Source organism: Bacillus alkalisoli (assembly GCF_002797415.1).
Classification (GTDB): Bacteria; Bacillota; Bacilli; order Bacillales; family Bacillaceae_I; genus Bacillus_CD; species Bacillus_CD alkalisoli.
The window spans coordinates 493,833-512,901 of record NZ_KZ454944.1 but is presented as its reverse complement, the minus strand read 5'-3'; the positions used below and the strand labels follow the sequence as shown (position 1 = coordinate 512,901).

Here is a 19,069-nt window from a genome sequence, read left to right as displayed (position 1 = left end):
ATGTTAGGAAAACCGTACGAAATTCCCTATAATGTACACCAACTCACCTCACTGGAGAGAAGAACAAACCCAGCATATCCTAAACTACCCTTTATCCAGAAAGACTTAGTAACATATTCGAAAGGATACAAGGGAGAACATTCACTTGATTACTACTTTCAAATGCTACCTGAGAACACTTTCTACATTTACCACTACCTTCGATTACGAGAAAACAAGTTTTATTTCCAGGTTGACTTACTTCTACTAACTTTAAAATTTCTCGCTATTTTAGAAGTCAAAACGATGAAAGGCAAGTTGTTTTTGGATACAAAAGGACATCAGCTCATTCAAACTTATAATGATACAGAAGTAACATACCAGTGTCCCATCATTCAAGTGGATCTGCAAGCATACCGCCTAAGGAAATGGTTAATCGAAAACAAACTTCCTGATATTCCAATCATTCCGTTAGTGGTAGTAGCTAACTCTTCTACTAAAATTGAAACCAACGACACTCACCGAAGTTTCTATGAGAAAGTCATTCACGCGCATTATCTTCCAACAAAGCTATCAAAACTACTCTCCATGTACCAAGAGGATATCCTTTCCTATAAAAGTGCTAAATCCTTAAATAAATTCCTTTTGAAAAAACACACACCTTTAAGAAAATCCATTTTAGAAAATTATAATATGACGAAGAATGATTTAACGATGGGAGTGTTTTGTCCTTGTTGCTCGCATTTGCCTATGATCAAAAAGCAAAAAGGATGGTTTTGTCCTAAATGTAAGGTGACGGATAAAATGGCTCATAGTGAGGCATTAAAAGACTATTACTATTTATTTGGAAATAAGATATCGAATAAGGAAGCTCGCGAGTTACTTTTAATAGAGTCGGCTGATGTAACTAAAAGATTATTAGGATCTATGAACTTAAAGCAAGATGGCCATTACAAGAATAGAAAGTATTTACTCGATACATTAATTTAATGGTCCTGGGGCTTATTACCGCTGATACACTTTGCATTTCGCCGATAACCTACGATTTTCGCCGATATAAAATTCTTGTCGCCGATTGGATTCTAGTTTTCGCCGATTAATCCTCCATTTTCGCCGATAGATTCCTGATTTTCGCCGATTAACTGCTCATTTTCGCCGATAGAACCGAAATACTTCATCCATAAACCTAAAAAAGAACTAAATTTGCAGAACACCTCCATAAAAAAATCCCCCAAAAGTAAGTCTTTTCGGGGCAAACTAACAATTCGATTCGATTATTTTTCTCCAACTAGAGGACAATCGGGACGGGGTTCACTTTTCATTCAACATGAGAATTGAACCCCGTCCCGATTTCACATTTTTATCGTTGCGCCTGTTTTTATGGAGTAGTTAGAGATGGTGCCAGTTGGTAGTTCGATTGCTGCGACAGCACCTTTAACGGGCCAAACTACTGTCCACGGTTTAACGTGCTCTTTCAGATAGACAATCTCGTTCTCTTCATTTACAAATACAACATCTATCGCAAAAAACATAAAGAACATGTGAATAGAATTACATGGCTTCAGTAAAATACCTTCTTCACGTATAGGCTTTACTCTAAACATCAACCCTTTTAATCTTTTTAGAAAAGTATTATAAGGAAGTATTGTAATTGGAATTTCTCTTTCCACTCCATCTAAATCTTTTATTTTAAACATGTTCCATCAACCTTTTTAGTAGATTTTATCATTCATTTTAATCTATCATTCCTGTTAATTCTACTATTACATACTATATGACTATTGAAGATAGTAGTAAAAACCTAGCAAATTGACCCCCATAAAACAAATAACTCTAGAGAATCGTTTTATAGTCCAAAATATCCACGACAAAATTCGACACATGCGCCTATAGTAGTTCAGACAAGCTCATAGTACTATGAAATTACACATAATAACATTTTAAGTCTACTAAACAAGTAAACGTTATGTGTGACAAAAATTGAAAAAGGCAAACTAGTGGAAACGCTAGGACGCAAAGCTAAAGGGGCTAATACGACGAAAGTCGAGATGCCAGCCAGTTGCCGAAAATAGTAGGAACTTTACATACTATTCTTCGGGAGTAGTATTTTTTTATAGCAATAACTTCCAAATTATAACAATTTTAGAGAGGATGGATTTATGATGACGAACCAAATCAAACGTTTCTTCAAAGAAGAAGAAGGTCAAGGTATGACAGAGTACGGGTTAATTTTAGGACTTGTAGCATTAGCTGCTGTAGGGGCATTAGTATTTTTAGGTGATGAACTTAAAGCATTCTTTGAAACTATTAAGGGCAAATTCCCTTCTAGCACAACTCCTCCTGCAGGATAATCTAAAACCAGTATTTGTTTTTATCCAGAAAACCAAACCCCTTACTTTCAGCCATTTTTCACATGAAAGTGGGGGTTTTTCTAATTTGAGGTGAACGACATGACAATGATCATCTTACTAATCGCCTTGACGATTTCTCTTTATACAGATGTAAAAGACCGGAAAATATTAAACATCGTGACCTTTCCGGCGATGCTTTTAGGACTTGTCCTGAACACCATTACAAATGGTCTCGACGGTTTTACATTTAGTGTTCTAGGCATTCTAACTGGATTTGCGCTTCTCGTCATTCCTTACGCATTAGGCGGGATGGCTGCAGGAGATGTGAAACTCCTAATGGCGGTCGGGGCGCTTCAAGGCGCAATATTTACTTTTTATTCCTTTCTATATATAGCACTGTTAGGCGGTCTAATCGCCTTTTTCCTCCTAATGAGAAAAAAAGAATTAGGCAGTACATTAAAGCGTATTTTTTTCTTTGCAAAATTAGGAACGCTTGACGGGGTGAGCAAGGACGAGTTTCACAAGGCGTTTCCGTATGGTGTGGCCATTTTTCTCGGGACCGTTTGCTATGCGGGAGTGAGCTACTTATGATCAAGAATGAAAAAGGACAAGCAACGGTCGAACTCGCCATCTCCTTAACCGTCTTACTAATATTATTATTCGGTATTGTAGACTTTGGACGTATTTTTCATGCTTACTTGACAATGGAACATGCTGGAAGGGAAGCCGCTCGGATGGCTAGTGTTGGGGGAACGAATGAGCAGATTCAAATACGATTTAAAGATTCCGCTCCTTCCTTACAATCGAATAACATCTCCATCACTATTTCTCCAACGCAAGCACAACAACGAACGCGCGGGACATATGTAACCGTCGAAGCAACTTATCCTGTGTCCTTTCTATTCCCTGCTTTCAAAGCAACTCTAGGTGATCCTCTCTACGTTCGCTCCAAAACCGTCATGAGGGTGGAATGATTATGAAGAAAATTTGGAAGCAAGAAGATGGCGCCGTTATCGTATTAGTCGCTCTCTTTATGACGATTCTACTCGGCTGTGTCGGATTAGTAGTAGATATGGGTTCTATTTATTTGGAAAAAAACCGTTTGCAAAAAATGGTTGATGCCGCGGTACTAGCTGGTGCGCAAGAGTTGCCTGATAGCTTTGATAGGGCTAGAACGGCCGTCGCCAAAACAATTACGTTGAATGGAGGAGATCCATCTAACTTCCACACTAGCACGAACGAGTTAAATACGGTGCTAGAGGTTACTGGTTCTACTGTAGGGACTTTTTACTTCGCCACTTTATTTGGCGTTACTGGCCCAGACATTGTTGCTTCTGCAAAAGTGACATTACATGCGTTAACATCAGGAAAAGGTGCGATTCCTTTAGGGATTTCTAAAGACCAAAACTTAAGTTTCGGAACACATCAAGTGTTAAAAGTAAGTGAGTCGGCAAGCGGGAACTTCGGAGCTCTTGCTTTAACTGGTACAGGAGCAAGGTTGTACGAAACAGATTTAACCTATGGGTATCAACACGAATTAAATGTAAATGACGTATTGAATACGGAAACTGGTAGAATGGCGAATCCTACTGTTAGAGCCGTGGAATCACGCATTAATAAATGTCCACAAGCAACGTATGAGAATTATTTACCCGATTGCGCGAGAGTAGTACTTATTCCTGTCATTGAGCCAGTAGAAATTAGTTCGAATCAAATTAAACAAGTAAAAGTGATCGGCTTTGCTACATTTTTCCTAGAAGCCGTTTCCTCTACAAGTGACGGCGCAGAAGTAAGCGGCCGATTTATCCAATTCACAAAAGAAGGCGGAACATCATCGGTTCAGCCTAACTACGGCACGTACGGAATGAAACTATCTGAATAGTGGACAGTAGTTAGTGGTTAGCCGTTAGCTGCTAGCGATTATCTAACCACTAATCACTAACCAACTAACCAACTAAAAAAGGTGATGTCATCATGAATACGAAAAAAATATGGATACTAGCGCTCATTTTCGGATTACTCACATCCATTGTTTTTATCATAGCTATTTCAGGCAAAACAGGTCCTAATCAAGCTTCACCAACTACTACTCCTCCAATAGAAGAGGAGAAAACGGACGAAGCGGAAAACGAAGAAGCCGATGAGCCGTTAGAAACAACAGAAGAAAAACCTCAAATGGAAATTCAAGAAGGAATGCGTGCTATATCCATTCCTGTGAATGAAGCACAAAGCGTATCTAGCTTCGTTCGTCCTGGTTCTTATGTTGATGTAGTTGTAGTCCTGCCAATGCCTATTGGAGATGCTACCACCGCTCATTTATTATTACAAAACAAAAAAGTTTTGGCTGTTGGCAATACAATTGACGAAAAAGTTGAAGTAGACGAAAACGGGAACGAAATTGAGACAAATGAAGAACCTTACTATTTAGTAACGTTAGAAGTAACACCTAAAGAAGGAGCTTCTTTAACCTTTGCAAGAGAACTCGGAGAATACACATTAATGCTTAGAGGCGACGGTGATGAGTCCATACACAATGTACGAATTTCAACGGATCAAATGATAGAAGGAAGTTCCTTACAATGAGAATAAACTATTTTATTTTATCCGAAAAAAGAATGTACTCCGACGCCATTAAGATGATGTTAGATGAAATAAAAAAGCCAAGCACCATTTACGATGTGATGGCAGATTTGCGAGCAGATCTTGCCACGCCTACTAATGGAACAGTTATTATTATCGGACCACACACTGCGCAAGATCCTTACGAGCTATGTCAAGACTTATCACGCACCTATCCGTTAACAGCAGTAATTCTTTTGCTCCAACAAAAAGAGATAGATTTTAAAAAAGCAATGTTCGTAGGAGCTGTCGACGTATTAGATATTGAATGTGAGGAATCGGAAGTCATTGATTCGATTCAGAGAGCAGAAAAAGTCGTACAACAAAAAGTGGAGCTAGATGAAAGCAGTAAAAATAAAAAAGAAGCAAAAATCATTACTGTTTGTAGTACAAAAGGCGGGGTTGGTAAAACAACGATTTCTGTCAACTTAGCTGCCTCATTAAGCAAACATAATGTGAGAGTAGCACTAGTTGATTTAGATTTACAATTTGGTGATGTTGCTTTGTTGTTAGACCAGTCAATTGACCATTCCATTTATGATTGGGTAAAGCTGTCATACGAAAATGGAGACAAGTCCTACAGCAAATTTATGATGAGAACGAAGGCTGGAGTAGATATTTTAGCAGCACCAGACTTGCCTGAGTTTGCCGAGCTCATTACAGGCGAACATATCTCCTATTTGTTAGATGTATTAAAGCAAGATTATGATTACATCGTCATTGATACACCACCTGCCTTCGTTGAAACAAGCTTAGTAGCGTTAGAAAACTCCGACACCATTTTACTCGTTGCTTCTCTAGATTTACCTGCTTTAAAAAATGGGAAGCTTGCAGTGGAAACGCTCGGCGTACTTGGATTAAAAGAAAAGATTAAAGTCATTTTAAACCGAGATTCTGAATTTGAAGGCATGACAAAAGAAGTGATTGAAGACGTACTTGGACTACCTATTAGCGGTCGAATTCCAAGCGACTATCGCACGGTTATCTCTTCTATAAATAATGGCGAACCGTTTGTGCTAAAAGCTTCTCGCACACCTGTCGCAAAAGCAGTCTTAAAAATATGTGAACAAGTAATCGACTCATTTCCGAAAGAAAAAATGAACAAAAAGAAGAAAAAGTTATCGTTCTTTTCAAGAAGGATTTTCTAACAAGAATTTTTGTATTATACCTAACAAGCTGTGGACTGGTGCGCAAGTTGGAGACTCCTGCGGGACAAGCGGGAGCCGTGAGACCCCGCAGGCGCGGATGCGCTGAGGAGGCTCACGCTCCGCCCGCGGAAAGCGGAAACTTGCGCTCCAATCAACAGCGGTATCTAGAGTAAAAGTTAAGAAAAAGAAAGAGAAAAATAGGGGGAGACAAACATGTCACTATTAAAACGCATAAACGAAAAAACTCTCTCTTCAACAGCAAACCAAAACACGCAAGACCGTTCTGCTTCTAAAAAAGAAAGTGCAAAGCCCGCTGATTCCGACTTAAAAATTGCACTACAAGCTCATCTCATAACTGAGTTAAAAAAACAAACAAGCTTAAGCGACGAAGAACAAAGTACATTAATTGAGACAGAGTCGATGAAATATTTAAACGAAACCGGCGACCGCTTATCGTTCGAATCTAAAATGCAGCTGGCTGACACGGTGGCGAACGACCTGATTGGCTACGGTCCTATTTCTGCCCTTCTAAATGACCCGGATGTATCAGAAATAATGGTAAACGGTCCTTATCAAATATACGTTGAGAAGAAAGGAAAGCTCACCCTTTCCGATTACTACTTCCGCGATGACGACCATGTTTTACAGGTGATAGAGAAAATAGTGTCTCCACTCGGGCGCCGTATAGACGAAAGCAGTCCAATGGTGGACGCACGATTACCGGATGGCTCGCGTGTAAATGCGATTATTCCTCCGTTATCACTAGTTGGCCCAACGATTACGATTCGTAAGTTTCCAACGAACCGCCTACAAATTGAGGATTTAGTACGGTTCGGTTCTCTTACGGATGAAATGGCTCAATTTTTAGATGCGTGTGTAAAAGCTCGGTTGAACATTTTTATCAGTGGAGGAACTGGTAGTGGGAAGACAAGTTTGCTAAACGTTCTATCTTCTTTTATCCCGCACGATGAACGAATCGTTACCATAGAAGATGCCGCTGAGCTTCAAATGCTGCAAGACCATGTTGTTTCTTTAGAAACTCGCCCTCCTAACATTGAAGGAAAAGGTGCTGTGACGATTCGTGATTTAGTAAAAAACTCGTTACGGATGCGACCAGACCGCGTTGTGATCGGAGAGGTTCGTGGTGGCGAGGCATTGGATATGTTACAAGCAATGAACACAGGGCACGATGGCTCTCTTGCCACTGGACACTCGAACTCCCCTCGTGAAATGTTGTCCCGTTTAGAAACGATGGTATTAATGGCCGGAATGGACTTACCAATTCGAGCGATTCGCGAGCAAATTGCAGGTGCGGTAGATTTAATTATTCAGCAGTCTAGATTGAAAGATGGTAGTCGTAAAGTAGTCAGTGTAACCGAAGTAATCGGAATGGAAGGCGAAACGATTACATTACAAGATATTTTCACGTATAAACAAGCTGCTACTACGGAGACGGGCAAAGTGGTTGGTAAACATGTTGCAACTGGCATTCGCCCTTATTATGCAGAAAAACTAGCGAAATACGGCTATGATCTACCTGGACATTGGTTCAATGGAGAGTGACGACAATGGTTGTAATTATTTTTATATTATCCACTCTTACATTCGGTTTTTTACTGACCGCTTTTGCCGAAAAAAAATTAAAGGTAAAACGAAGAATTCAACAATTTATCCCGAAGGAGCGGCTAGAAGCAGTTGATACAAAGCAACAAAAAAGAAGAAGAGCGAAACGTTCTTCACTTAAAGATTTAGTGGGCCTATTATCTAAAAACATCAAAACGAATGAAGTGAAGCGAAATAGATTAGAAGCGGAAATCGAAAGCGCTGGGTTACCTTTAAAAGTAGAAGAATTTTTAGTGATACGAATCTTTTGTTTTGCTGTTGCATTTCTTATTCCTTTACTGTTTGGGGTCCATTTTTTATTTACGTTAATTCTAGGTTTTTTATGTTGGAACATTCCTACTATGTACATTCGGAGAAAAAAGAAAGTTCGGGTAGCAGCAAGCGGATCACAACTTCCACAAGTGTTGGAAATAATGGCAACTGCCATGAAATCAGGGTTTAGTTTTATGCAGGCGTTGCAACTTGTATCAAAAGAAATGCCGGACCCAATCGGGATGGAGTTTCAAAAGACTATCCGAGAAATTAACTTAGGAGTGTCAGTGGAAAAGGCTTTTGAAAATTTATTATTAAGGTTGCCAAATCAAGACTTAGAAATGGTTTTAACCGCTGTATTAATTCAGCGTTCAACAGGTGGTAATTTAGCATTAATTCTAGAAACAATACAAGAAACAATTACCGAACGTGTGCGGATGAAAGAAGAATTAAAAGCACTTACTGCACAAGGTCGAATGTCCGCAACCGTCATATCGCTATTGCCTGTTGCGCTAGGTTTGATTTTAAACGTAATGAGTGCCGATTACTTTTCCCCAATGCTTACCCATCCTTTAGGCTGGGCACTGTTAGGCGGTGGCATATTTTCCGCTACATTAGGATGGATTTTTATCCAAAAGGTCGTAACAATCGAGGTGTGATGAGATGATTAATTTTTTACTATGGCTCTTTTCTTTTCTTTTTTTCTCAAGCGTTGGGTTTCTTCTCTTATTTCGCATAAATAAAAACAAATGGACGGTATATCGCAGAGTACAGCCTTATTTAAGCTCCCATTTATCTAGCGGAAAGACTTCTATAGAGGGGGATGTACAAGAACTAGATGGCAAGAACCGCTCGTTGTTTCATCGCGTTGTGAAACCTGCATTTGTTAACCTTAGACAAATGGCTGCTGGTAAGTTGCCAAAGCAAAAAAGGATGGAATTAGAGAAAAAACTACAAGCAGCAGGGTATCCGTTCGGCATGTCCGTAAGTGACTTTGTATTAGCACGAACACTATTACCTTTACTTGTTTTCTCCTTATTTTTATTGTTATTTTTACCTACTTCTGATGAGAAACTAAAAGTTGTTTTTTTAGGTGGAATTGGCGGATTTTTTGTCTATTTTTATATTAACTATTATTTAGTGGCAAAAAGCAAACATCGTACAAAGTTGATTGACAAAGCAATGCCTGATTTTTTTGATATGCTGAACATTTCCATCGAGGCGGGCATGGGGCTTGATAGCGCCTTGAAAAAAGTGTGCAGCCAAATGAAAACACCTTTGTCTGATGAGTTCTTGTACGCTTTAGAAGATATGAAGCTAGGAAAATCTCGTCGGCAAGCGTTTGTAGAATTACGAGACAGAGTTCCGTCCGACTTTTTACGAAGTGTGATGGGATCGATTATTCAAGCAGATCAAATGGGGATTGGATTAAGTAAAGTGCTGAGAACACAAACGGTAAGAATTCGTGAAAAGCAACGTTTCACCGCGAAAGAACAAGCGATGAAAGCACCCGTAAAAATGCTCATTCCTATGGTACTATTCATCTTCCCTACTCTATTTATCGTCTTACTGGGCCCAGTAGTTGTTAATTTGGTTATGCAGTTTATGTGATCTAAAATGGGGACGGGATTTGGCTTCACATTCCGCTGAATGTGAAATCAAACCCCGTCCCTATTTTCCTCATATTGAGAAGTGAACCACGTCCCCGTTTCACATCTATAATTAGTAGGGTGTTACTTTAGAAGTTGCGCTCTTTTTTGGTTTCGTTTCCGCTGATTTCGCATGATTTTCGCCGATATTACTGCTAGTTCACCGATAACGCTCTAGTACTCGCCGATTGATTACTTATTATCGCCGATAAAGTTGTAATTTCCGCTGATAAATTCCAGGTTTTCGCCGATAGAAACGCATTTTTCGCCGATTGAACCAAAATACTGATCTGTAAACATAATTAAATACATAGTTTGCTACACACCTGGATTTTAAAAAACCAAAAGTTCATCTTTTCGGGGGAAAATAAATGGGGACGGAGTTAATTTCTCCTTATAAGAATTAACCCCGTCCCTATTTTTCAAAACAACTTCATATTGTGGTATGTACGCTTCTTTTTTAGTTGCTCTTTTAAGTGATCATCTAAACAGTCGTTAATTAAGATGGAATAATACGTAGAAAAGAATTTGTGTATGATTTTCATGGAAATTGCCTCCTATTTTTTGTATCGTACGGAGGTTGTATTCGGCAACTGGCTGGCATGATTTTTAGTGAATGTAACGTTAGCCCCTATAGTTTTGCGTCACCATTTTTCAATGGCTTTGCCCGTTCGTACGATTTTCTATTTTTAATTATCGACAAGACTCGACATTCTTTCAACGTGTAAAAAGAACTATATTCCTAGGGTTATTAATGAATTGTAGTTCGTTTGAATCATTCAAGCTACATTTGAATTTTAATACTTTTCGAGTTCTCTTTTCAACAAATATTCCTATAAGAATGTATTCCTCTAGGAATGGTGAAATGGGGACTGGGTTTCTGTCACATTTGTTAAAACGTGAAAAACCCCGTCCCCACTTCTATTTAAAATCCTATCTTTGACCAATCAAATAGTTCCCCTGGGTCTGTTTTTCTACCTGGAGCATATTCATCGTGCCCGATTACTTGTTTACGAGACTTTGAGATTGTTGGGTATCTGTTGTAAATATCGTTTAATAATGCGTTTAGTGACTTATATTGTTCTGTAGTGTAGCCAACGTGAGTGGGTGCAATGGCATCATAAGGAAAGTTTGGAAGCATTGTTAACATCTCATGGCGAGTTCCAATTGCTAATAGTTCAATTCCACTGGAGTAATCGTTCATCTTGTTCGCGACATGTGGTAATCCTGGCAGATTTCCTGGTCCCGCATGAAAAGCCACACGGTCCTCTTTTACAAAACGATGAATAATACCATTCCGATCTATTACATAATGTGCTGATACCCCATATTGTATGAATAGATGACGAATATCCTTCATATTGTACGGAGATCGTTAGGTTTTACAGCACCGTTACTCATGAAGTGAAGCATTACATGCGAGACTTCCGTCTCTCGTTCTCTTGAGTTTTCTGGTGGAAGTAAGGATTCTATTGTTTTTATGCTTGGAGAAGCATTAAGATATGTTGGTTCTACTACTTTCGAAGAAGTTGCGGAGGCAGTTTGTACAGCAGGCTTCACTACTTGCTCTTTATTTTGTGGCTTTTCTGCTACTTTACGTTCTTCTTGTTGTGTAGTTTTCTCTCGTTGTTTTCTTTCCTGTTCTTCTTTTTGTTTTTGTTCCTCTAACTTTTTACGCTCGTTTTCTTCCTGTAATGCTTTTTCTCTTTTCGCTAATTCTTGTAATTCCTTTTGAAGTTGGGTTTCTTCTTTTATCTTTTGTTCTTATTCCTCTTGTTTTTTACGCTCGATTTCTTTTAACTCTTGTACCCTAGCTGCTACTAACTTCTGCTCTTCTTCCTGTTTAAGTTCTACTTCTTTGCTTACCTTATTTTTAAAAGATAATTCTTCAAAACTATCTGCTAGCTTTTTTTCCTTTTCACATCCAACTAAGTTAACACCACTGAAAATATAGAATAATAGAATGCATCCTACTTTTTGTATATTTGTTTGCACTTATTATGTCCCCATCATCAAAAAAATTGTTGCTATTTGTCTAATTTTATCATAATTATTTCCTTTATCGAGCAATTATCGGGTAAAATGTATTTGTTTTTATAGCCGAATAGTGCTATAGACCTACCTATTTATCCTAAGATGAAGTAAGATATATTACAAGTTGGGAGAGGAACATTTTATCTGATTTGCAATATTTTGCAAAAATATATGCTAAAGTACCTATATTCTTTCTATCTCTTTTCCAATAAAATTACATTAGAATATGGGCAGAGTTGCATAGGCTGACCTTATTACTTTATGTAAAACGGGAGAGTTAATAGAATGTTCAACAAAAAATTGTTTTTGTTAACGTGTGTGGTTGTTCTTGTTTTTAGTGGTCTATTTGCAACGAGTGTGGGTGCTACTGGAGTTAAGAAATTTGATGCTAGCTCAATCATAGACTCCGAGCAACTTCTTAAAGAAAGTTCGATAAATGATTCATCTTTTCAATATGTACAAAAAGAGTCTATGTATACTGGTGAAACACTAAATGAAGATGGCTATTTTTCTCGCTATACTCGATTGTCCGGTGTTAGTCGTATCGATACTGCTGTCCAGTTATCTAAAAAAGGATGGACACAATCAAACACCGTTATCTTAGCAAGAGCTGATGACCCAGCGGATGCATTAGCGGCAGCAGGTTTGGCTGGTGTGAAAAATGCACCTATCTTACTAACTCCGTCACATAATTTAGATGAACTTGTAATTAGAGAACTTAAAAGGCTAAATACAAAGGATGTATTAGTTCTAGGCGGAACAAGCGCAATAAATGAAAAGGTCATCCGATCGATTGAAGAATTAGGTATGAAACCAATAAGGATTTCAGGATCTTCCCGTTTTCATACAGCCTCTAAAATAAATGAACACGCTGGGCTTCATCAAGGGAAAGTTGCTATTCTAGTAAATGGACTTACAGTAGCAGATGCATTATCAGCTTCTGGAATCTCAGCAATTGAAAAACTTCCTATTTATCTAGCAACAAGTAAAACTTTACCTGTTCATTTACCATCTTCAATTCAAGAGGTATATATATATGGAGGAAAAGTAGCAATTAGTGATGAAGTAGAAAATTTGTTAAAAAAGCAAGGAATACAGATTACTAGATTTTCTGGATCGAACCGTTATGCAACAAACCTTGCTGCCAATCATACAAAACGAGAAAATGCATTAATTGTTCGCGGAACATCTGTAAGTAAAACAAAAGAAGATTATCCTGATGCTGTAGCTGCTTCAGGTTTAGCAAACAAATTAAATGCAAATATTATCTTATCCCATCCATCTCAACCTTTAGATGCTGTTTCAGAGTACTTTATGTTAAATAAGTTTAAAAACATTTATGTTATTGGTGGTGAAAAAGCCATTACATCTAATACGGCAGATGCTCTAGTTGAACATCCAGAATCGATTATTGAACTGCTTTTTGATGCTACAGTTACCGATATGGTAATGCATCCTACGAAAGATATCGCCTTTACGATTTTTGGTGAAGAAAACAGCCTACATGCTATTCATATCCATACAGGTGAATCAACAGAAATAAGTTTAGCCCATAAGTGGGATCTTTCACCTGAGACGATATACGTTCAAGGCAATCAGTTATTTGTAACACTTGTTTCTCCAAAAAGAAGTGCTTATTGGTGGAATGAACAACAATACGGTGCCATCGCAGTCATTAATACAGATACGATGAAATTAACGAAAATGATTAACACGACGAACGATCCGTTTGATATCGTCGCTGACAATAATGGATATGTTTATGTATCTTCTGGTTCTGGCCAATGGACTACGTTAAAAAGCTATTCTGTTGCAACTGGTAAAGAAATAAGTTCTAGTACGATACGACATGCTAGTTTTATAGAAATGCATCCTTCTATGTCTAAAATTTATTCCATCACAACAGATAGTTCGCCTAGAAAGTTTTCGGCATATACAATAGAAAATGGTGTAATTAATAGTTACTATGATTCACCATATCACGGATACTATCTGATGACTCCTTACTTTAAAATTTCACCAGATGGAAAATTTTTATTTAATGGATTTGGTCATATTTTCAGATCAACGATGAAGCAGAATAACGACATGCTTTATGCAGGAACAATGGAAGATTTTATGGCGATTACGTTTAACTTAGATAATAATAAGTTTTTTACAACACCAGTAGACTTCCTTGATTTAGTAGTAGAATACAATTATGAATCATGGGATATAGAAGATGTTTACGAAACATATGGTGACACAGTCAAACTCTACCACCATAATGATCAAATTATCGTGTTATCAGAACTACTAATTAATAGAAAATGGTACTATGCTGTAGAAAGAATTCCTTTGAGTGATTTGAAGTAAAGAAGAAAAAGGACGGGGTTGATTTTCTCATTCATGAGATTTTCAACCCCGTCCTTTTGTATATCTAAATCATCAATTAACGTTTTTCATTAAACGAACCGTAATATGACATTGATGCACATAAAGTAGAATTTTTGATAAATCCCGTACCATATTTACCTCCAAATATTGACCTATCGAACGGATAGTCGACCTATTTTTCATTTAATTGTTCAATAAAACTTCTACACTCCACCAATACTCATTATATTCTCTAAGCTAAACGTAACGTTTCCCTTCCTCTTTACTCAGCAAACTTCCCATATACCTATATGACATATATATATTAGAAGTTTATCTTTTAATTACCGCGGAAAACATGAAAAGTGCACTTTTAGAAAGGTGTATAAAATGGGGATAAAAGATAGAGAGTTTAGTATGATTGTGGAACAATACGGGTTAGTAATTTATAAAATCATCCAAACTCTACACGTACGGGAAGAGGACATTGAGGAAATGTATCAAGAAGGGCTTGTCGCATTATGGTATGCGTGGAAAGGCTACGAAGAAAGTAAAGCAACTTTCTCCACATATGCATATTGGACTGTACGTGGAATGTTAATAAACTTGATAAAAAAAGACCGTCGCTTTTATGATACACATTGCTCTTGGAAGCCTGGTCTAGAAGAAGTTATACCGGATCACTCTAACAAAACAATCCACGAACAACTCCGTGATTTAGAGTGCTATATAAAAAATCTGACAGAAAATCAAAAAAGGTGGTTAATCGAATTCATTTTAAAAGGGAAAAAGCTAGAGGAAATTGCAGAAGAATACGGAACAACTGTAGCAGCCGTCAAATCGTGGCGTAGATCGGCTATTAAAACGATTAAATTGAACTTACAATAGGAACGAGGGTCATGTTCTCCTATTGATGAGAACTTGGCCCCCATCCCCATTCTCCTTGATAATGTTGTGGTAGATATTATAATATTAGTAATGAAATGCAGATATAAGGAAGAATGGAGATAATATAAATGAATGATTTAAAGATACCAGGAAAAAAATTCCGCCCTGAACTAGAAGGAGTACGGGCCGTTGCAGCAATATTAGTTGCCGTATATCATATTTGGCTTGGAACTGTATCTGGTGGTGTGGACGTCTTCTTTATCGTATCTGGATTTTTAATTACGACCTCATTGTTAGCTAAAATAGAAAAAGAAGGAAAGGTTCGATATACTGAATATTTATTAGGATTGGGAAGAAGGTTATTTCCACTTGCTTTTCTAGTCTTGCTAGTATCAGCTGTTTTTTCCTTTTTAGTTTTACCACAATTACAGTGGAGACAAGTAATTGCAGAAATCTTCGCTTCAGGTTTATACGTTCAAAACTGGAAGTTAGCAGTGGATGCAGTTGACTACTTGGCTCAAAATAACTCAGCAAGCCCGCTGCAACACTTTTGGGCTTTATCCATTCAAGGACAGTTTTATATTATTTGGCCAGTTGTCATTTTCCTTGCATTTTTAATTGCACAAAAACTGTTTAAAGCCCCTTTACGTAAAACATTGTTAGCTGTATTGACTATTATTTTTATTTCCTCTATTACATATTCCATTTATATTACGTCAACTAATCAGCCGTGGGCATATTTTGACACTTTCGCTCGTGTATGGGAATTTAGCTTAGGAGGAATTTTAGCTTTACTACTACCATATCTTTCTTTAAATAAATGGATTAGTACGATTATAGGATGGTTAGGGCTTGGTATTATTCTACTTACCGGTATTCTTTTACCAGTTTCGACCGTATTCCCAGGCTATGCTGCCTTGTTGCCTACTTCTGGTGTTATTCTTATCATAATATCTGCTGAGAACTATGCAAAGTTTGGTGTAAAGCGTTTGCTTGGGTCAAAATTTTTCCAACACTTCGGAAGTTTCTCGTACGGATTTTATTTATGGCATTGGCCACTTTTAATTTTCTATTTCGCTTATTTCCAGGTGGAAACCGTTTCACTTCGCGATGGAATAATTATTCTTTTACTCACATACGTATTGTCTTTAGTAACGACTAGAGTCTTGGAATCACCAGTAAGGCATTTGTCTGTAAGACATTCTAAAAGGAAGTTAGCTATCATATTATTGAGTTTTGCTTTACCAGTGTTTGTAGCGAATTTTACCTGGAGTGTTTACCTAGATAGAATGGAAGAGGAAATGAAAGCTCAGTATGAGATTCAAGATTATCCTGGTGCTAGGGTATTATATGAAAATGTAGAAGCAACACCAGGTGTCGTACCGATAGATACACCTCTTGATGCAACAAGCAGGTTACCCATTTTTTATGCCGACGGTTGTTACGTAAAAATGAGGGATAGAGGCGTAAAAATATGTTCTTATGGTGAGACTGAAAATCCTGAATATACTATCGCCTTAGTTGGTGGCTCTCACTCAGGGCACTGGTTTCCAGCCTTAGAACAGTTTGCAGCAGACTTAAACATACGGATTGATGTATATAATAAAGACGCTTGCAGATTTTCAACGGAAGACTTCAATGGATTATTATCAGACACTTGTATGGAGTGGAATGAATTGGTCATTGAACCTTTAATGGAAAATAAGCCTGACTTAATCTTCACTACGGCTACGGTATACGGTGGTAATGTAGTTCCAGAAGGCTACAAGGAAATGTGGAGAAAGTTTGAAGGTGTTACTAATATATTTGCCATTCGTGATACTCCAGGAATGGAAATCGATATTCCAGTATGTGTCGAAACAAATGGACCTGAGGAATGTAGCGTTGAGAGGTCCGGAGTGTTAGCCGATATGCCACCTTGGGAAGATATAGAAGGGATTCCTGATAACGTTTATTATGCTGACCTAACTGAATACTTTTGTGATAATGAGGTATGCCACGCTGTCATAGGAAATATTTTAGTATTCCGTGATCATCATCATATTAGTACACTTTACTCTATGACGCTTGCAGAGCCGTTAAAAAGAGAAATAATGAAAGCACTTGATATCTCTAAGAGATAAACTAGGTACAGAGGTGTTTACGCTATTTAAGGTTTGTTCCAAATATTTTTTTACAATTGCAATTTCAAATGAGGATGGGACAAAACCCAGTCAGTTAAATGGAAGAGGCCCCCAAGAACTATTTTTTGTTCTTGGGGGCCTTTCTATATTGATGGAACAAAAGTATCAGCCAATGTAAAAAAATCCGGAAGCACTCTCTACAAAAGAACTTAATTGGCTTTATGAAGTTCAAATTCAACTGATTTTTTTGGCTAGATGAACTTCATCGGCCTCATGAAGTTCAACTTCTACCATTTTTTTGGCCCAGCCTCTTTTTTCATTATTTTCTTCTATTATTCGGCATTTAAAATCTTACCGAATCCTTGCTTTTCTAATAATTCTAACATGTATGATGGGATATCTTCATCACTACTTACTAAGAATGTTGTTTTTGAATAGATTAGTTTATCAAAAAGCTCACTTCTATCCATATTATTTTCTTCCCACTTATTTTGGGAAAATAGTAAATCAGAGAGTGTTAGAGTCACATAATCTGTTCCAGTAAAAGTGAGGTCTTCATTCACTTGATACCAGAGGTCACCATTTTCTGCAATCCATTCTTCCCCTAATGTTTCAATTGCTCTACGTATGTTTTGTGCAACTTCTAAATACTGTTCATTTTTTGTATCCCTGTAACTATCTAATAAAAAGTTCATTTCACCGACTGCATGATTTAATGATGCATGAGTCTTAGTTTGCTGACTTGGTGAAAAATAATCAGCTATTAAATATGCATCTTCAACCACTATTTTATTGCCTTCCTTCACTTGGTTGACAAGGAAATTAGCGTATATTTGTTGGGCGTTCTCTAACTCATTTATTGACAATAAGTTACCTGCCCTATTGAGAAATAATGCAATATTTTCATTGTGACGTGTATCAACATATGGTGCGACTAAACCATAACTGTTTTTAAGCCATGTACTTGTATACTCCGTTTCCCAAAGGTCACCTTTCCCTTCTTTATATGCGAATAAGTTAGTGATAGAGTTAATAACTATATTATAATAGAATCGCTCTCCGCTTCTCTCATAATAATCTAAAGGTCTTTTATCTTGCATCACACCTAGGTTACGCCCATATCCCATTTCAGTGAAAGGCTCTATAGACCATGGGAGTTTTTTATAAGGTCCTTCTGCAGTATACCAGTTATTAGCACGCTGATATTCTTCGATGACATACGTAATCCAGTCTGTTAAGTTTTCCTCTTTTTCGAACAAAGGTTTACTAGACATAAGGAACCAATTCTCAGATATATCCTCTCCAAATGAATGAAGTGTATATTCTAATACTACTTGATCATTGAAAGTATGTACTCTAAAATCTTTTTCCTCACTTACTAGCTCTCTCAACTTGCTACTATCTCCATTCTCATATGTAGTAGTAAGTTCTTTAGAGATATAATTTTTACTTAACATTACACTATTCCTTAATTGGTCATAATTATATACTTCAATAATCCCAATGGCATTTGTGGTAGGGTCTACACCAATGGTATTATCGTGAACTCTTTCAATGTAACGTTCATCAAAGTCAATAATATTAAATCTATTCCCTTGAAAAAACGGCATTTGGAATGTTATGGAAACATCTTCTGAAACATCATTATGAAACTTTGTAAAAATAAACGAATCACCATTGTCTATAATTCTTTTTGTTATTTGAATCCTGCCTATTGTATTTTTTCGGTCAACTGAATCAAAGTCAAATTCCGTGATGATATCTTTTGCTCTAATATATTCCTTTTCATATACCCTTTTATTATTTAAGGCATAGGAAGGGTCCCCGACGCTTAGTTCACCTGAATCACTTAACTGGATTGTAACAATAGTTCCCGTTAATTCTTCATGTTTAGCTGGTGATGTATTTTTGTTAAATTTGTATATTGCTATGACACCAACAATAGCAATAAATACAGACACAATGATGACTATAAGTACTGATCTTTTCATTTATACTTCCCTTTCTAAAATGATTTCCAATGGAGAACATATCATGTTTATACCTTC

General features: G+C 37.3%; 19 protein-coding genes and 2 riboswitches. Of the genes, 13 read left to right on the top strand and 6 right to left on the bottom strand.

The window, feature by feature from the left end; genetic code table 11:
- Positions 1 to 969, top strand: a complete 969-nt coding sequence (locus CDZ89_RS02450; protein ID WP_100333151.1) for a nuclease-related domain-containing protein — start codon at positions 1 to 3, stop codon at positions 967 to 969.
- Between the two features lie 92 nt (positions 970 to 1,061).
- Here CDZ89_RS02450 and CDZ89_RS19515 read toward each other — a convergent pair whose 3' ends face one another.
- Both CDZ89_RS19515 and CDZ89_RS02445 read right to left on the bottom strand, forming a co-directional pair.
- Positions 1,062 to 1,199, bottom strand: coding sequence for a hypothetical protein (locus CDZ89_RS19515; RefSeq protein ID WP_157842664.1), 138 nt, complete (start codon positions 1,197 to 1,199; stop codon positions 1,062 to 1,064).
- A 132-nt stretch (positions 1,200 to 1,331) separates the two neighbouring features.
- On the bottom strand, positions 1,332 to 1,676 hold the full coding sequence (locus CDZ89_RS02445; RefSeq protein WP_100333150.1) for a DUF192 domain-containing protein: 345 nt from the start codon (positions 1,674 to 1,676) through the stop codon (positions 1,332 to 1,334).
- Positions 1,677 to 1,957: 281 nt separating this feature from the next.
- Positions 1,958 to 2,046: riboswitch (cyclic di-GMP riboswitch) on the top strand.
- A gap of 92 nt (positions 2,047 to 2,138) precedes the next feature.
- Here CDZ89_RS02445 and CDZ89_RS02440 point away from each other — a divergent pair.
- The 9 genes from CDZ89_RS02440 to CDZ89_RS02400 all read left to right on the top strand — a co-directional run bounded on the left by CDZ89_RS02440 (position 2,139) and on the right by CDZ89_RS02400 (position 9,583).
- A complete protein-coding gene (locus tag CDZ89_RS02440; protein ID WP_319830024.1) occupies positions 2,139 to 2,330 on the top strand; it encodes a Flp family type IVb pilin in 192 nt (63 codons plus the stop codon).
- A 99-nt stretch (positions 2,331 to 2,429) separates the two neighbouring features.
- Entirely contained in the window at positions 2,430 to 2,921 is a 492-nt protein-coding gene (locus tag CDZ89_RS02435; protein ID WP_100333148.1) for an A24 family peptidase, read from the top strand.
- Complete coding sequence (locus CDZ89_RS02430) at positions 2,918 to 3,304, top strand: TadE/TadG family type IV pilus assembly protein (RefSeq protein ID WP_096156532.1); 387 nt, start codon at positions 2,918 to 2,920, stop codon at positions 3,302 to 3,304. Before CDZ89_RS02435 ends, CDZ89_RS02430 begins: the two co-directional genes overlap by 4 nt.
- Before the next feature lie 2 nt (positions 3,305 to 3,306).
- Positions 3,307 to 4,212, top strand: a complete 906-nt coding sequence (locus tag CDZ89_RS02425; RefSeq protein WP_157842663.1) for a TadE/TadG family type IV pilus assembly protein — start codon at positions 3,307 to 3,309, stop codon at positions 4,210 to 4,212.
- A gap of 92 nt (positions 4,213 to 4,304) precedes the next feature.
- Positions 4,305 to 4,913 (top strand): Flp pilus assembly protein CpaB, encoded by a 609-nt coding sequence (cpaB, locus tag CDZ89_RS02420; RefSeq protein ID WP_100333147.1) that lies wholly within the window; start codon positions 4,305 to 4,307, stop codon positions 4,911 to 4,913.
- Positions 4,910 to 6,097, top strand: coding sequence for a CpaE/TadZ family protein (locus CDZ89_RS02415; protein WP_100333146.1), 1,188 nt, complete (start codon positions 4,910 to 4,912; stop codon positions 6,095 to 6,097). The genes cpaB and CDZ89_RS02415 overlap by 4 nt, the downstream gene beginning before the upstream one ends.
- 213 nt (positions 6,098 to 6,310) lie before the next feature.
- Complete coding sequence (locus CDZ89_RS02410) at positions 6,311 to 7,660, top strand: TadA family conjugal transfer-associated ATPase (RefSeq protein ID WP_100333145.1); 1,350 nt, start codon at positions 6,311 to 6,313, stop codon at positions 7,658 to 7,660.
- Between the two features lie 5 nt (positions 7,661 to 7,665).
- Positions 7,666 to 8,631, top strand: a complete 966-nt coding sequence (locus tag CDZ89_RS02405; RefSeq protein WP_096156527.1) for a type II secretion system F family protein — start codon at positions 7,666 to 7,668, stop codon at positions 8,629 to 8,631.
- A 4-nt stretch (positions 8,632 to 8,635) separates the two neighbouring features.
- The gene (locus CDZ89_RS02400) at positions 8,636 to 9,583 is read left to right on the top strand and encodes a type II secretion system F family protein (RefSeq protein ID WP_100333144.1); all 948 of its coding nucleotides are present in this window, start codon (positions 8,636 to 8,638) and stop codon (positions 9,581 to 9,583) included.
- A gap of 460 nt (positions 9,584 to 10,043) precedes the next feature.
- Here CDZ89_RS02400 and CDZ89_RS20250 read toward each other — a convergent pair whose 3' ends face one another.
- From CDZ89_RS20250 to CDZ89_RS02385, 3 genes are all read right to left on the bottom strand, one after another.
- The gene (locus CDZ89_RS20250; protein ID WP_264755078.1) at positions 10,044 to 10,166 is read right to left on the bottom strand and encodes a hypothetical protein; all 123 of its coding nucleotides are present in this window, start codon (positions 10,164 to 10,166) and stop codon (positions 10,044 to 10,046) included.
- A gap of 40 nt (positions 10,167 to 10,206) precedes the next feature.
- Positions 10,207 to 10,299, bottom strand: a riboswitch (cyclic di-GMP riboswitch).
- Between the two features lie 247 nt (positions 10,300 to 10,546).
- On the bottom strand, positions 10,547 to 10,981 hold the full coding sequence (locus CDZ89_RS02395) for an N-acetylmuramoyl-L-alanine amidase (protein WP_100333143.1): 435 nt from the start codon (positions 10,979 to 10,981) through the stop codon (positions 10,547 to 10,549).
- 404 nt (positions 10,982 to 11,385) lie between these two features.
- Positions 11,386 to 11,616: a hypothetical protein gene (locus tag CDZ89_RS02385; protein ID WP_100333141.1), complete on the bottom strand. Its 231-nt coding sequence runs from the start codon at positions 11,614 to 11,616 to the stop codon at positions 11,386 to 11,388.
- A 324-nt stretch (positions 11,617 to 11,940) separates the two neighbouring features.
- Between CDZ89_RS02385 and CDZ89_RS02380 the strand changes: the two genes are divergently transcribed.
- From CDZ89_RS02380 to CDZ89_RS02370, 3 genes are all read left to right on the top strand, one after another.
- On the top strand, positions 11,941 to 14,010 hold the full coding sequence (locus tag CDZ89_RS02380) for a cell wall-binding repeat-containing protein (RefSeq protein WP_100333140.1): 2,070 nt from the start codon (positions 11,941 to 11,943) through the stop codon (positions 14,008 to 14,010).
- Between the two features lie 390 nt (positions 14,011 to 14,400).
- Entirely contained in the window at positions 14,401 to 14,898 is a 498-nt protein-coding gene (locus CDZ89_RS02375) for a sigma-70 family RNA polymerase sigma factor (protein ID WP_100333139.1), read from the top strand.
- A gap of 128 nt (positions 14,899 to 15,026) precedes the next feature.
- Entirely contained in the window at positions 15,027 to 17,021 is a 1,995-nt protein-coding gene (locus tag CDZ89_RS02370) for an acyltransferase family protein (RefSeq protein WP_100333138.1), read from the top strand.
- A 332-nt stretch (positions 17,022 to 17,353) separates the two neighbouring features.
- Here the strand turns inward: CDZ89_RS02370 and CDZ89_RS02360 are convergent, their stop codons facing one another.
- Positions 17,354 to 19,012 carry a hypothetical protein gene (locus tag CDZ89_RS02360; protein WP_100333136.1) on the bottom strand — a complete coding sequence of 553 codons (1,659 nt, stop codon included), beginning with the start codon at positions 19,010 to 19,012 and terminating at the stop codon, positions 17,354 to 17,356.
- Between the last annotated feature and the right edge of the window lie 57 nt (positions 19,013 to 19,069).

Bases quoted from the DNA above. Each gene is read 5' to 3' on its own strand.
- CDZ89_RS02425 (WP_157842663.1), top strand. From the start codon at position 3,307: ATGAAGAAAATTTGGAAGCAAGAAGATGGCGCCGTTATCGTATTAGTC.
- CDZ89_RS02360 (WP_100333136.1), bottom strand. From the start codon at position 19,012: ATGAAAAGATCAGTACTTATAGTCATCATTGTGTCTGTATTTATTGCT.
- cpaB (WP_100333147.1), top strand. From the start codon at position 4,305: ATGAATACGAAAAAAATATGGATACTAGCGCTCATTTTCGGATTACTC.
- CDZ89_RS02450 (WP_100333151.1), top strand. From the start codon at position 1: ATGTTAGGAAAACCGTACGAAATTCCCTATAATGTACACCAACTCACC.
- CDZ89_RS02415 (WP_100333146.1), top strand. From the start codon at position 4,910: ATGAGAATAAACTATTTTATTTTATCCGAAAAAAGAATGTACTCCGAC.
- CDZ89_RS19515 (WP_157842664.1), bottom strand. From the start codon at position 1,199: ATGGAGGTGTTCTGCAAATTTAGTTCTTTTTTAGGTTTATGGATGAAG.
- CDZ89_RS02410 (WP_100333145.1), top strand. From the start codon at position 6,311: ATGTCACTATTAAAACGCATAAACGAAAAAACTCTCTCTTCAACAGCA.
- CDZ89_RS02440 (WP_319830024.1), top strand. From the start codon at position 2,139: ATGATGACGAACCAAATCAAACGTTTCTTCAAAGAAGAAGAAGGTCAA.
- CDZ89_RS02370 (WP_100333138.1), top strand. From the start codon at position 15,027: ATGAATGATTTAAAGATACCAGGAAAAAAATTCCGCCCTGAACTAGAA.
- CDZ89_RS02375 (WP_100333139.1), top strand. From the start codon at position 14,401: ATGGGGATAAAAGATAGAGAGTTTAGTATGATTGTGGAACAATACGGG.
- CDZ89_RS02405 (WP_096156527.1), top strand. From the start codon at position 7,666: ATGGTTGTAATTATTTTTATATTATCCACTCTTACATTCGGTTTTTTA.
- CDZ89_RS20250 (WP_264755078.1), bottom strand. From the start codon at position 10,166: ATGAAAATCATACACAAATTCTTTTCTACGTATTATTCCATCTTAATT.
- CDZ89_RS02395 (WP_100333143.1), bottom strand. From the start codon at position 10,981: ATGAAGGATATTCGTCATCTATTCATACAATATGGGGTATCAGCACAT.
- CDZ89_RS02445 (WP_100333150.1), bottom strand. From the start codon at position 1,676: ATGTTTAAAATAAAAGATTTAGATGGAGTGGAAAGAGAAATTCCAATT.
- CDZ89_RS02380 (WP_100333140.1), top strand. From the start codon at position 11,941: ATGTTCAACAAAAAATTGTTTTTGTTAACGTGTGTGGTTGTTCTTGTT.
- CDZ89_RS02400 (WP_100333144.1), top strand. From the start codon at position 8,636: ATGATTAATTTTTTACTATGGCTCTTTTCTTTTCTTTTTTTCTCAAGC.
- CDZ89_RS02430 (WP_096156532.1), top strand. From the start codon at position 2,918: ATGATCAAGAATGAAAAAGGACAAGCAACGGTCGAACTCGCCATCTCC.
- CDZ89_RS02435 (WP_100333148.1), top strand. From the start codon at position 2,430: ATGACAATGATCATCTTACTAATCGCCTTGACGATTTCTCTTTATACA.